Source organism: Ktedonobacteraceae bacterium (assembly GCA_035653615.1).
Taxonomy (GTDB): domain Bacteria; phylum Chloroflexota; class Ktedonobacteria; order Ktedonobacterales; family Ktedonobacteraceae; genus DASRBN01.
Window position 1 is genome coordinate 141149 of sequence record DASRBN010000019.1, and the last position, 13393, is coordinate 154541.

Annotated in this window: 13 protein-coding genes; 11 read left to right on the forward strand and 2 right to left on the reverse strand. The window is 56.6% G+C overall.

All coding sequences use genetic code 11. The features are described from left to right. Window positions 1–215 precede the first annotated feature (215 nt). The 3 genes from VFA09_10410 (at window position 216) to VFA09_10420 (ending at window position 6924) form a co-directional block, all read left to right on the forward strand. Window positions 216–4391: a tetratricopeptide repeat protein gene (locus tag VFA09_10410; GenBank protein HZU67678.1), complete on the forward strand. Its 4176-nt coding sequence runs from the start codon at window positions 216–218 to the stop codon at window positions 4389–4391. A gap of 97 nt (window positions 4392–4488) precedes the next feature. After that, window positions 4489–5406, forward strand: coding sequence for a R2-like ligand-binding oxidase (locus VFA09_10415; GenBank protein ID HZU67679.1), 918 nt, complete (start codon window positions 4489–4491; stop codon window positions 5404–5406). A gap of 96 nt (window positions 5407–5502) precedes the next feature. Continuing rightward, window positions 5503–6924 (forward strand): ATP-binding cassette domain-containing protein, encoded by a 1422-nt coding sequence (locus tag VFA09_10420; protein HZU67680.1) that lies wholly within the window; start codon window positions 5503–5505, stop codon window positions 6922–6924. A 47-nt stretch (window positions 6925–6971) separates the two neighbouring features. Here the strand turns inward: VFA09_10420 and VFA09_10425 are convergent, their stop codons facing one another. Next, complete coding sequence (locus VFA09_10425; protein ID HZU67681.1) at window positions 6972–7883, reverse strand: hypothetical protein; 912 nt, start codon at window positions 7881–7883, stop codon at window positions 6972–6974. A gap of 419 nt (window positions 7884–8302) precedes the next feature. Between VFA09_10425 and VFA09_10430 the strand changes: the two genes are divergently transcribed. The 3 genes from VFA09_10430 (at window position 8303) to VFA09_10440 (ending at window position 9096) form a co-directional block, all read left to right on the forward strand. Continuing rightward, window positions 8303–8512 carry a hypothetical protein gene (locus VFA09_10430; protein ID HZU67682.1) on the forward strand — a complete coding sequence of 70 codons (210 nt, stop codon included), beginning with the start codon at window positions 8303–8305 and terminating at the stop codon, window positions 8510–8512. 124 nt (window positions 8513–8636) lie between these two features. Further along, a complete protein-coding gene (locus VFA09_10435; protein ID HZU67683.1) occupies window positions 8637–8957 on the forward strand; it encodes a YdeI/OmpD-associated family protein in 321 nt (106 codons plus the stop codon). Between the two features lie 7 nt (window positions 8958–8964). Beyond that, window positions 8965–9096 carry a hypothetical protein gene (locus tag VFA09_10440; GenBank protein ID HZU67684.1) on the forward strand — a complete coding sequence of 44 codons (132 nt, stop codon included), beginning with the start codon at window positions 8965–8967 and terminating at the stop codon, window positions 9094–9096. 74 nt (window positions 9097–9170) lie between these two features. On the opposite strand, the gene VFA09_10445 is transcribed toward VFA09_10440, so the two are convergent. Further along, a complete protein-coding gene (locus VFA09_10445; protein ID HZU67685.1) occupies window positions 9171–10136 on the reverse strand; it encodes a YafY family protein in 966 nt (321 codons plus the stop codon). 115 nt (window positions 10137–10251) lie between these two features. Here VFA09_10445 and VFA09_10450 point away from each other — a divergent pair, with 115 nt between their 5' ends. The 5 genes from VFA09_10450 (at window position 10252) to VFA09_10470 (ending at window position 13386) form a co-directional block, all read left to right on the forward strand. After that, window positions 10252–10488, forward strand: coding sequence for a hypothetical protein (locus VFA09_10450; protein HZU67686.1), 237 nt, complete (start codon window positions 10252–10254; stop codon window positions 10486–10488). Between the two features lie 310 nt (window positions 10489–10798). Further along, window positions 10799–11356 (forward strand): dihydrofolate reductase family protein, encoded by a 558-nt coding sequence (locus VFA09_10455; GenBank protein HZU67687.1) that lies wholly within the window; start codon window positions 10799–10801, stop codon window positions 11354–11356. A gap of 44 nt (window positions 11357–11400) precedes the next feature. Continuing rightward, complete coding sequence (locus tag VFA09_10460) at window positions 11401–11973, forward strand: dihydrofolate reductase family protein (protein ID HZU67688.1); 573 nt, start codon at window positions 11401–11403, stop codon at window positions 11971–11973. 249 nt (window positions 11974–12222) lie between these two features. Then, the gene (locus VFA09_10465) at window positions 12223–12771 is read left to right on the forward strand and encodes a hypothetical protein (GenBank protein ID HZU67689.1); all 549 of its coding nucleotides are present in this window, start codon (window positions 12223–12225) and stop codon (window positions 12769–12771) included. Window positions 12772–12879: 108 nt separating this feature from the next. After that, window positions 12880–13386: an NUDIX domain-containing protein gene (locus VFA09_10470; protein HZU67690.1), complete on the forward strand. Its 507-nt coding sequence runs from the start codon at window positions 12880–12882 to the stop codon at window positions 13384–13386. Window positions 13387–13393: the final 7 nt, after the last annotated feature.

Sequence of the window (13393 nt, forward strand, 5' to 3'; positions counted from 1 at the left end):
TGCCGCTTCTCCATGGGGAGAGTATAGTGGCCAAACCCGAACATGTCAAGGGCAAATGCACTGGACCTTCTAGCGTATGCAGTGCGAGGCATGGTAAAGATGGCGTGGCCCGCGAGGGCTTCTATCGCGTCTCCAAAGCTGCACTATACAGCAAAGACGGCATGACATCCCACCGGATGCCATAGGCGACTCATAGACCAGAAAGTGAACCTTTCATGCCTGGGAACAGACAAGTTTTCAGTACAGCAATGAATGCGGCGGATCGCTATCGTTGGGATAGCCAGTGGCCTGAGGCGGCGGCAGAATACCAGCGAGCGCTAGGGGAGTTCCCAGACGACGCGGCGGCACGAAGTGGATTGGGGTTCTGTTACATGCAGACCAAGCAGTGGCAGCAGGCCCTGAATGAGTACGAACACATTCTCAAGCGCGACCCCAGCAATGTGATTGCCTTGAGCAAGACCGCCGAACTCTACGTTATTCTTAACCGGCGTGGCGATGCCTATAAAGCGTATCTCCACCTGGCAGAGTTATATTCGCAGGCGGGGCAGGGAGCGCGCGCGGAAGCTGCCTGGCAGAGGGCCGTTCAGTTATCTCCCGGCAATCCAGAGCCGCATGAGCGCCTCGCCACCTATTATAGTGGAAAAAAAGATCTAAGTATGATGATTCAGGAGCGCCTGGCTGCCGCGCAGGGCTACCTGGCACGTAATGAGAGCGCGGCAGCAAAGGCTCAATGTGAAGAAATACTGCGCCTGGACGCAACCAATACGCAGGCGCAACAGCTTCTCGCTCGCATAAGAGGGCAAAAGCAAACCTCAGGTTCTCTCGCACAGGGAGCCGATGCGGCCTTACCGTCTACAGCGGAGCCGCAGAGTAGAGCTTCTGGCCCGCTAGCGGCGGCAGGCAATTCTGCGACTGAAATCGTTACAATGAGCAATATAAGCGGAGGTAATACTGGCATCATGGGTAATATGGGCAGCGCGGGTAATTTTAATGGGGGAGCTAATCCTGGTCCGGCTATGACGGCCGGCGCCGGAATGGGTCCTGGCCCTCGTAAACGAATCACAGCAAGCCAGGTCACGGGCGTGCTCCAGCAGGCTCAGACTTTTCAGACCCAGGGGCGTTTTAACGATGCTATCGACCTCTGCGAACAGATTCTTGAGAGCGGCTTCGACCGGCCCGACGCGCGCTATTTCCTGGGCTGGCTCTATCAGGAACAGAGGCGCTGGGATGACGCCATCCGCCAGTTCCAGACCCTGCTGAACGATCCTGACTATGCCCTGTCCTGCTATTACGCGTTAGGACAGTGCTACCGCGCGCGCGGCGATTTACGCACCGCTACCATGCACTTCGACGAGGCCGTTGATAGAGTCAACCTGGATGTCTTGACCGAAGAAGAATCCGAGCAACTGGTGCAGCTTTGCCAGGAGGCAGCAGAGGCCCACCGGCAGCTAGGCGAGATGGAACAGGCCTTTACGGTCTATAACGCGCTGCTGGGTTTCTTGCGCAGCCGCGGGTGGAACGAGAAAGTTGTCCAGGTCGAGTTCATGCTGAAGCAGTTGCAGAACATGCCCGCTTCACCCCCTGCTCAGGCGAGGCCGCAAACTTCCACGCCTTTCCCGCAGGCGGTCTCCAATATGCAATCGCCGGCGCAGCCGATGCAGCCGGAAACACCGCCTCATGGCAGCAGAGCGCCTATGATGCCCGCAGAGCAGATGCCAACAATGCAACAGCCGTTCGTGCCTCAAGCGCCAAATCAAAATGTGACCGATGCCGCGACGATGGCATTTAACGCGAACGGTATGCCGCCGATGCCCCCAGCGCCTCCGGCCCCTAATCAGGCCAATGGCGTGCCTCCCACCGTTTCCATACCGCCCGCGGCAGCCGGTACGCTCGGAGAACTGCCGGACTGGTTGACCGGAATCCTGAACGACGCGGATAAGACGACGCCTGCTAATAAACAGCCTGCGCCACCTGCTCCTGCGCCGCCCCAGGCACAACCTCCCGTCATTGAGCAGCCAACCATTCAGCAGGTCCTGCCCGCGAATGCGCCTGCGCAACCCGCAGCTGCTGAAGTGACGAAACGGGCGGAAGAGCCGGCGGCAGAGGCCTCGACCTCGTGGTTGACAGATGGTGGAAAGCCCGCTAACACGACACGCGCCTTGCCGCAGGACCAGGCTCCAGCAGTACCCGCGGCGCAGGATGTCTTTGTAGCGCCTCCTCCCCTGGAATCTTCACCGGCGGCGTCTCCACCTGCGCCCGCTGCCCAACCAACCCAGGTCATGCAGCCCGCGGCCTCACAACCGGAGCCTGCTGCTGCCAGTGCATCCGCGGCGAGTGCTCCTGTTGTGGATAAGCCCATGTCACCGGCAGCTCCTCCAGAAGTGCCCGCGGCGCCAGAGGTGCCGGGGATACCGGCCACTCCGAAGCTTGAGCCGGTAATCGAACAGGCCAGCCCGGTACTGCAAGTTCCAGGCGCGAAAAGTTCGAAGAGTACCGCGGAAGACCTGTTGAGCCAGATAGCGGGAACCGCCGGGAAAGATGAGCAGGTTGCCGATTCCGTCCTGGCCAGCACCGCCAACCTGCCAGAGAAGACTCGCCTGCAGGTGGTGCAGTCCATGCAGGATATCCAGCGCTACATCGATCATGGCCTGCTCATTCCTGCCGCCGAAGAGTGCCTGCGCGTCATCGATATGGCCCCGCAATACCTGGATATTCACCAGGTCCTGTGCGAAATCTACGTGCGCCAGGGCAAGATCGAACAGGCGATTACGAAGTATGCCATTCTGATTGATACCTACATCGTCAGCGGGCGTATCGATGATGCCATCGCCACCTACCGCCGCATCCTGCAACTGGAGCCGGATAACCTGACGTACCGCATGCGCCTGATCAGCCTGCTGGCATCGCAGGGCAACAGGGAAGATTTACTGCGCGAGCGCACGCTGGCCGCGGAGTCCTACTTGCGCCTGGGTTATATGGACCGCGCGCTGACCGAACTTGAGCAGGCCTTGCAGGAAAACCCGACCAACGTGCCCACGCGCCTGAACTACGCGCTGGCCCTGCAGAAGTTGGGGCGTTCCCAGCAGGCAGTCGCGGAATACCAGCGCGTCTTGCAGGTAGACCCGCGCAACATCACCGCCCTGGTGCGCTGGCATATCGCCATGATTACCGGCATTGGCACGCCGCGTGCCACCACGCTGGAAGTGTTGAGCCGCATTCGCTGGCAATTGCGCGGCGAGGGCCTGAAAAACTACGATATGGTAGTGCGCGAGTATAACGCGGCGGCAGAAATTTATCCCAATAATGCCGATGTGCGTTTCGCGCTTGGACAGGTTCACCAGCAGTCCGGCAATTTCGACCGGGCAATCGATGCCTATCAGCTGGCGATGCGCGATAGCTCGTTTGAAGTGATGGCGCGTGTCAGTTCGGCGCGGTGCCTGCTCGCACAGGGCAAGCTCGAAGCTGCTATCCAGCAACTCGAACAGGCGCTGCAAGTCGTGCGCACCGGGGCGAAAGGTTCCATCGATCCTGCCGCGTGGGCAGCTCGTCCCCGCGAAGAGGGTGAAGAACATCAGGCGCCGGAAGTCGAAATCTCCCTGGCGCTGGCGAAAGCCTATGGGCGCGCCGGCAAGCAGGAGAAAATGGAAGCCATCCTGCGCCGCGTGAAGCAAAAAACCTCTTACCAGGATGAAGTTGCCTCGACGCTGGCCGAGATTTCCGCGCGCCAGAGCGACCTCAACGCAGCCCTACAAGAATATGCTGAGCTGGCCCGCCAGTATCGCAGCAAGCGCCAGGTGGATAACGCGCTCACCGTCCTGAAGGAGATGGCGCAGCTCGCCCCGCAGGATCCGCGCGCGCACGCCGAACTTGCCGACATCTATATTAACCGTGGCCTGCTTGACGAAGGCATCGCTGAACTGCGCTTGCTGGCCGATATCTACCTGCGCAATGACCAGTTTGACGAGGCCGGTGAAACACTCCAGCGTATCGGCAACATCAATTCCGAGATGGGCAACACCGAAGAGGCCTTTATGAACCTGCGGCGCGCCGTTGAACTGAAGCCCGACGACATGGGCCTGCTGCGCGAAGTGGTTGCCTATGCCTGGCAGATCGGACGCCCAAAAGAGGCCGCCGAATACCAGGAAATCATCGCCCGCCACTACTTTGAGACGCAGCAGGTGAAGGAAGCCGTCGCCGCCCTGCAGCAGTTGATCGCGCTTGATCGTCACAACTACGAGGCCTACGACATGCTTGGGCAAACCTACCAATCCGTGGGCGAATACGAGCAGGCCAGCCGCGTCTATAAAAATCTTGCCAAAGTGAATCCGGATAGCGCTATTGCCCGCGAACGCCTCGCCTCGCTGCAAGAATTGCGGGCAAAGAGCTTTTGACGAACTGGCACTCTACCTTTCTTTCGGGTACAATGATCACGTACTGTTGTGATCGCCATGCTCTTTACGCTTACGCCGAAAGAAGGTAGCCACATTCATGTTTTACACGGTTCACGAGGCATTCGCGACAACCAGCGAACGCGGCCTGCGCCATGACATCCTCCCCATGCGCCTGTATCACAAGGCCAAAAAGTTAGGTATATGGGACCCGCGCAGTATCGATTTTACGCAAGACATCCTTGATTGGCAGCGCTGCACCGACGAAGAGAAGCAAACGCTGCTACAGCTCGCTTCGCTCTTTCAAGCCGGTGAGGAGAGCGTGACCCTCGATTTGCTGCCATTGCTAATGGTGGTAGCGCAAGAGGGACGCCTGGAAGAGGAAATGTTTCTCACCACATTTTTGTGGGAAGAGGCCAAGCACACCGAATTCTTCCGCCGTTTCCTGGACGAGGTAGCGCAGGAACATGGAGATCTGCACCAGTTTCACACGCCCAGTTACCGCCGCATCTTCTATGAAGAACTCCCGCAGGCCATGCACGCCCTGCTCACCGACACCTCACCGGCAGCGCAATTGCGTGCCTCAATCACCTATAATATGATTGTCGAGGGAGTGCTGGCGGAGACCGGCTATCACGCGTACTTCAACATGCTGGATCGCAACAACATCATGCCCGGACTCAAACAGGGCGTGGGTTTGATCAAGCGCGACGAATCGCGGCACCTGGCCTATGGCGTGTTTCTCATCTCTCGCCTCGTCGCCCAGGACAAATCGCTCTGGCCATTCGTAGAACAGCAAATGAACATGCTGCTGGTTCCCGCGCTTGGTGTGGTGACGGAACTCTACGAGGGCTACGAGGATACCACTGAACTGCCTTTCGGGTTGAGCATGGAAGAATACGTCAACTACGCAACCGGCCAGTTCAGCAAGCGCTTCACCAGGATTGAACGCGCGCGCGAGCAAACCCTGGAGCAACTCTACCAGACACCAGGATCAGAGGTCGTTGAGGAAGAATAGGAACCAGGGCGACCGCGAGGGTACATCCCTACCCTGCACGCGATATGCTCGTGCAGGGTAGGGATGTACCCTCGCGGTCGCCCTAGAGGCTTATACATGCTAACAGTCAATCTCCAGCATCGCCTGGGCAATTTTCACCTGTCCGTCGATTTTCAGGTGCCGCTGAATCTCACCGTGCTTTTCGGCTTCTCAGGAGCCGGCAAAAGCCTGACCTTGCGCGCTCTGGCCGGCCTGCTGCATCCCGAACGCGGCTCTATCTCCATCGATGGAGAGGTGCTTTTCGACAGCGCTTCGGGCATTGACCTGCCGCCCCAGGAGCGCCGTATAGGGTATGTGCCGCAGCATTACGCCCTCTTCCCGCATCTCAACGTCGTCGAAAATATCCTCTTCGCGCTGCCCCGCCGCTCCTACTGGCCCGGCAGCCGCCGGATAGATGCGGCCCACAAAGCGCGGCTGGACGAACTGCTCGCGGCCCTCGAATTAGAGGGATTGGAGCGCCGCTACCCGGCCACCCTCTCCGGCGGCCAGCAGCAGCGAATCGCCCTGGCGCGCGCACTGATGGCCGAACCCCGCCTGCTATTACTCGATGAGCCATTCAACGCCCTCGACGTATCGGTACGCGAGCGCCTTCGCGACACCTTGAGACAATTCCAGCGCCATTTCGCCATACCCATCGTGCTTGTCACCCACGACCACACCGAAGTACAGCAACTCGCCGACCAGGTAGTAGTGCTGCAACGGGGTCAGGTCGCCCAGGTAGGCAGCGTCCAGCAGATCTTTCTCTCACCCGCCACATCCACCGTAGCCCGTCTCGCCGGCCAGGACAACCTCTTCAGCGCCCATCTCGCCGCACCACCACCCGATCAACCCCACGCCCCCGCCAAAGCGCTCCTCCTGAACCCATCGCCCGCCGATTCATCGGCCCCCACAGCGCAGCCGCGTAGGGGCCGATTGATCGCGCCCAGCGCCGATTTATCGGCCCCCGAGGTGCAGCCACGTAGGGGCCGATTGATCGCGCCCAGCGCCGATTTATCGGCCCCTGCTTCTATCGCCTCGGTGCAGCACAGCAAAGCGCGTTTCAATCCTTCGGCCCCTTTGCGCACCTCTACCACCCCCGCAAAACTTGCCGATCCCATTTCAATCGCCCCGGCCCCCTGGCTCCCACTCCCCTCCACTATAGCTTCATTGCCAACATCCACATCCCCAATCACCGGCTGCATTCTCAACGACGAAGTTCAGGTGCAACGCTGGCCCGGTTCCACTATGCCGCCTGCCTGGACAGAGCGCGGCTCCGCACAATGGCCTGCGGAACTGCTGGAAGCGCAGGTACAGGGACCCTCGATGCGCCTGCTTGTGCGACCGCAATGCATGCCCCGGCCATCAGCCCAGGACATCGCAGAAAGCGCCATCTTGAAAATCTACCTGAGCAGGACTCAATGGCGCGAGGTCGAAGTAATGCCCGGCGAAATGCTTTTGCTGGAAATTGGCCCGGAAGCGATCCACGTGTTCGCGAAATAAAGCGGCACGCGAGCAATGCGCGTGCCGCTTTATTTCGCGAACACCCTCTATCCTAAACTCCGTAACACGTTCTGCACCTTGTTGAGGTCGTTCATCACGCGCTGGATCTGCGGCTCCATGTATTGCGAGCGGAAAATGTACAGCGCGGCCTGGTAGCAGAGCGCCGCATTGCGCAGGTTCGCCTCGCGGTCTCCCGCCAGCAGGTCGCGGTAAGCGTTGCCGCGATTGTACTGCGTCACCGCCCAATCGATGGGCAACGTATCGCGCGTGAACACCTTCAATGCCGCCTCGTAGCTGGCAATAGCTTTGAGCAGGTTTTCTTGCAGCCTCTCATGAGAGACGATGCTGTAGGCATTGCCCAGATTGTGCTGCGTCCTGGCCCAATCGATGGGGAAATTCTCGCGGTTATACACCCTCAAAGCCGCGTCGAAGCAGGCAATAGCCTTTTCGAGATTCTGCTGCTCGTCCTCGCCCAGCAAATTATAATAGGCGTTGCCGAGGTTATGCTGCGTCCTGGCCCACTCCACCGGAAACCTTTCGTAGCTATAGACCTCGAGCGCGGCCTGAAAACAAGCAATAGCATACCTGAGCGTCGCCTGCTGTTCCGCGCCATGCAGCGAGGCATACGCATTGCCGAGGTTATGCTGCGTCTCCGCCCATTGCCTGGGAAACGCCTCGCGCGTGAAGACCTGCAGAGCCGCCTCATAGCAATCAATGGCCTGCGACAGGTTCGCCTGCCGTTCCGTGTTGAGCAGCTTACGATGTGCATTCCCCAGCCCTAGCTGTATAGCCGCCCATTCCTGGGGAAATGCCTCGCGTGTAAAAACTTCTAACGCTTGCCGGAAGCAGGCAATGGCCTTTTTCAGATTAGCCTGTCGATCCCCATCGAGAGAAGTGCTATAGGTGAGTCCGAGCTGGTATTGAATATTGGCATCTTTCCGCACATCACGTTCGATCATTGACACCCCTTTTTCGTGTTCTGCTTGTAAATATGGCACTATCTTATAGAAAACGCGCTACTGTTGAACGTCGCAATTGGTATGCTGGAAAAAGACAATGGGCACAGGTAACTGTGAGGATTGCCTGCTCGCTAAATGTATGAGCTTTGCTATAGATTGTAAGAAATATGTTCCCACATGTCAATGCATAAACCGGATAAATCAGTACTAATATGCTAAGAAAAAGAGTCCAGGTCCTGTCATTCTGAGCGCAGCGAAGAATCTGCACCATGCGAAGAAAAAAAGTAGCCAGGTCCTGTCATTCTGAGCGCAGCGAAGAATCTAAGTGCGATGAGCCGCGGATATAAGCACTTTTTAAACTTCACATAATGCTTATTTAATACCCATCTGCTACCCTATGGATGTGAGAAAAAATCCAATTGAGCAGGGTTGTTCATGATGCTGTCATCAAAGAGCAGACATGTTGCAGCATCTCCAACTCATCCTCGATTCTCCACCGGCTAGTGACGCTGGTTGCCACCTCGCCCCGCGTCATCCTCGTCTATAACGACATCTGTCGCTGGCGACAGCAGCAGGCGCTCGTTGAATGGGCGAGAGGTAGACTCCGAGCCTCTCGCTCGTGGGGATGAAGAATACTCCCTATAGCTATTTCCGGGTAGCGCAGGCCTTTTTAGAATTAGAAATATATGTGGTAAATGCCCGCGAAGTCTTCAATTCTTGCGAGAGAGGGCCATTTTGTAGTAGGATAAACATATGAGTATGAACAACAATGACATCTCCGGTGGTGTGGTTCACGAATTGCCAGAGGACTTACAGCAGGCCCTCGCTTCTGACGCGGAGGCGCTAGCACTATGGGAGGATCTGACGCCTCTTGCGCGCAATGAATGGATATGCTGGACGATCTCTGTGAAAAAACCAGAAACCAGAAGGCAGCACGTTGAACGGGTGCGCTCGGAACTCAAAGAGGGCATGCGCAGGCCTTGTTGTTGGATAGGCTGCGTTCACCGCACGGACAAGGAAATAAGCCCGTCGGTGCAGTGGGTGCTCGATAGAAAAGCTAAAAAGTCATCATAGAGGCCCTATGTCAAACGTAATCACCGGCGCAACCCTATCCCTGGATGGCTTCATGGCTGACCGTCATGGCGATATTCGCCGCCCGTCCTCTTTGGTGAGGGTCTGCGCTTTTTCGAGCCGCCCGTCGATGAACAGGTGAAGCTGGAGAGAACCAGGATATTCGAGTCGCCGGCAAGAACCGATCTGTGGTTCCGGGTGGTCAAGTAAGAGCTTTCAGTTGCCCTCGTCGCGATCCGCCAGTTGCGCAATTTCCGCTGCCAGGTTGCGCAGCGCGGCACGAAGTTCGGGTGGCTCGCGCACGTTAAAGCGGCAGCGCAGTGTAACCAGGTAATAGGCCATCCAATCCAGGTCTTGCGTATAGCAGCTCATGACCACGCCATCCGGTTCTTGTTCCAGCATCGCCATTGTTGGTGATACTTCGCGTTCAGCCTCCTCCCACGGCATCTCGAGCAAAACCTCTACCCTCCAGGTTCCTGGCATACTGGCCATGGAGCGCCTGAGATGGGCAAGGCTGTCGAAATCAGGCGGGCGCGTAAAGCTCTCTTCGAGCAGTTCTGCCTTGAGCACCCGGTCCAGGCGAAATACGCGCAGGTCTTGCCGCAGGTGGCAATAGCCGACCGTGTACCAGATGCCGGAGTGGAAGATCAGGCCATAGGAATCGACGGCGCGCTCGGTCTCCTGGTCCTGGCCAGAGTGGTAGCGCATCCAGACGCGCCTCTGCTGCCGCGTAGCCGTACTAAAAGTGAGTACCACTGCGCTTTCCGGCGATGAGCGGTAGCGCGCAACGTTTTCGAGTATAAGCGTTTCCTGCACGGCTTGCACCCGCTCACGCAAAGCCTCGGGCAGCACGCGATCGATTTTGGCAAGCGCGCCTTCGACCGCCGGGGCCGCCATAACCAGGCCCAATCGTTTCGCCGCCAGCAGTCCTAGCGTGAGCGCCAGCGCCTCGTCCTCGCTGAACATCAAGGGGGGCATTTTATAGCCGCGCATCAGGCGATAATTGCCGTAGCGCCCGCGTTCCGCCTCAATGGGGATGCCGAGGTCTTGTAGCATCATAATATAGCGGCGCACGCTGCGTACATCGACCTCGAGGCGTTCAGCGAGCTTTGGCCCGCTCATCTGCCGGTGTGCCTGCAGCAGTTCAAGTACGGTCAGGACACGCGTTGTGGGATGGTACATCACTTTTTCCCTTTGCTCGCAAATACGTGCTTATCAGGACCGATTCTATCCTCTTATCAGAGTATACTTAAATCAGTGGAGAAAAACAAACGAGTATCAGAGAGGAGAAAGAGCAATGTCATTCAACCCATACCTCTATGAGAAGTCAATCGAGGAGCGTCACAGCCAGATTCGTCACGATTTCGAGCAGATCCGCCTGCAGGCTAATGCCGGGCAGAAGTCTCCTTTTGTAAGGTCAGTTGTCGGCAAATTCGGTACATTGTTGGTAGGACTCGGTTCTCAGTTGGAGGGGGTTGGGGAGCGAGGGGAAGCAGTCGTCCAGCCCTCGGTGTCTGTGCAGCGAACCAGATAGCCATCAGCACGCCCAGTACTCCGGTGGTAATGGCTGCCTGGTAATGGCCTACCAGGCAGCCGCTCGCTCCCTTTCATGCTGCTCTGCGTTCATAGATCTCCCCCCCTTGCACTTGATTTTCTTGATATTACAGTGGGTATACCGTTTCGTACATAGCTCTTGTACTTTTATCTCAGCACTCTGTATATCTCCTCGTTTGCCAGTTGCCCTCTAGGATATACTATCTTTACCGTTCAATAGCAGGGCAAAAAGAATAGCATCATATCGTTCGCAAAGAAAAGAAAATTGTTCCCGAAGATTGGAGAGCACGATGAGAAAAGTCTTTTTATTCATGATGGTCACGCTTGATGGTTTCTATGAGGGGCCGGATCACTCAATCGATTGGCATAATGTGGATGAGGAGTTCAACGATTTCGCTATCAACCAGCTTAACGATATCGGTATGCTGGTGTTTGGCCGCGCGACGTATGAACTCATGGCAAGTTTCTGGCCCACCGATTTCGCGAGAGAGGACGATCCAATCGTTGCCGAAAAGATGAATACGATCCCCAAAATTGTGGTTTCCAGGACGCTTGAGAAGGCCGACTGGCAGAATACGCGCCTGGTGAAAGAGCATGTCGCCGAGGAAATTTCGGAATTGAAGCAGCAACCCGGCAAAGACATCGCTGTCTTCGGTAGTTCCGACCTCGCGGTGAGCCTGCTAGAAATGGGCTTGCTCGATGAACTGCGTATTATGGTGAATCCCGTCGTCCTGGGTAGTGGCAAATCCTTATTCAAGGGCCTGCATGAGGGATTGAAGCTGAAGCTGCTCAAGACACAGCAATTCCAGTCAGGAAACGTTCTTCTTTACTACGAGCCGATAGTGTAGGCCGGGTTCTGACTTTCAGGATCAACGAAATGAAAAGAGGATGTATGCGAAAAATCATCACGACAACGTGGGTCACGCTTGATGGCTTTATAGCAGGGCCAAACGGCGAAATGGATTGGGTGAGGGTTGAAGAAGAGATGGGAAAATATGAGGACGACCTGATAAGCTCGGCGGACACGCTGCTCCTGGGACGCGTGACGTATCAAAGTTTTGCCGGGGCGTGGCCGTATGTGCCTGATAATCCTTCGGCCTCTGAGGGTGAGAAGATATACGCCCGCAAATTGAACGCCATGCGCAAAGTTGTGTTTTCGCGCTCGCTGGAAAAGGCGGAGTGGAACAATTCGACCCTGTTTAGGGAAATAAACCCGCAAGAGGTCGCGCAACTGAAAGAGGCACCTGGCAAGAATATCGTGATCTACGGCAGCGCCAGCATTGTGCAGGCCCTTACCAATCACGGCCTGATCGATGAATACCAGGTTCTGGTTCATCCCGTTGTCCTGGGCGGCGGCAAACCCTTGTTTAAGAACATTCAGGATAGGGTCGGGCTGAAGCTTGTAGAGACAAAGGCATTTCCTTCGGGTGTTGTTGGACTGTACTACCGACCGGACAGACAATAGCTGATCTGCTGTTTCCGCTCATCACAATATTCCTCGTCGCGGCACCTGTTCATTTGACCCATCACATCGTCAAAATGTGGCGATGTGATGGATGTTCCGCCGTTACTTGCGAGCTGATCGTCTCTGGTGCTTGCTCACCGGATTGCGCGGATGGAGGGGTAGCAGCAACTGAGATGAGGTAGGGCTATTGAAGAATGCATGATAGAATAGGGAAAAATGTAGAGATTCGCTCTGAAGGAGGAATATATCGTGCAAGAGGCTTTGATAGCCCCGCTGGATTCCTGGCAAAACTTTTACGTCATCATTGGCTCCGCTGCCGCGGCGCTCACGGGATTGATGTTCGTGGTGATTACATTGATCGCGGGAACGCGCATGCGGAGGTCAGATGGAGCAATCGCAGCGTTTGGGACGCCGAATGTGTTGCATTTTTGTGCCGCGCTCTTCATTACCGCTGTTCTCAGCGCGCCATGGCCGGCGCTCTGGAATGCCAGCCTTTTGCTCGGCCTTCTGGGTCTATGGGGAGTGGCATACGTGCTGATTGTTTTACGGCGGACGCTGCGGCAGACAGACTATAAACCGGTACTGGAAGATTGGTTGGGGCACCTCATAGGCCCGTTTATCGCCTATACAGCGTTCATTATCGCGGCGATTGTACTCCCATACAATCCAGTATCCGCAATGTTCGTCGTCGGTGGGGCGACGGTTCTGCTCCTGTTCATCGGCATCCACAATGCCTGGGACACTGTCACCTATATCACCATCGAACTCTCTCACGGGGAGAACAAAGGGCAGGACTAGCCGGCCTGCCCATACCCTGGCATCATGCGTCGTTTCCCCCTCTCAAAACGTGATATAGCGTAGTAGGAATATGACAGTCGATTGAGATCAAGTGAGGAGGAAACAGCAATGCCAGAGCAGCAAAATGAGCAAGCGAGGCCAATGGTCGGTGTCTCGGTCCTGATCAGCAACGGTGATCGCGTACTGCTGGAGAGGCGCAGCAAGGACCCTATGAAAGGCGCCTGGAAAGCCCCCGGCGGCCATATGGAATTTGGGGAAACGCCCGAACAGACGGCCATGCGCGAAGTGCAGGAAGAATTGGGCGTCACCCTGAGCGATCTCAAATTCAGAACCATCACCAATGACGTCTTTGAGGCCGAAAAAAAGCATTACATCACAATCTGGATGGATGCCCACATAGCCGCGGGCGAGCCGAAGTTGCAAGCTCCTTATGAAGAGACTGAGATTGGCTGGTTCACATGGGATGCATTGCCGCAGCCGCTTTACCTGCCGATCCAACACCTGCTCGAAGGTAAAACCTATCCCTCGCAGACAACGGACACGAAAATAGGAGCGGCTATAGAGACGACGCCCATCCTACCGGGCGCCGGTTCCGAGGCGCTCCGGGCAGAGTAGCGGCATA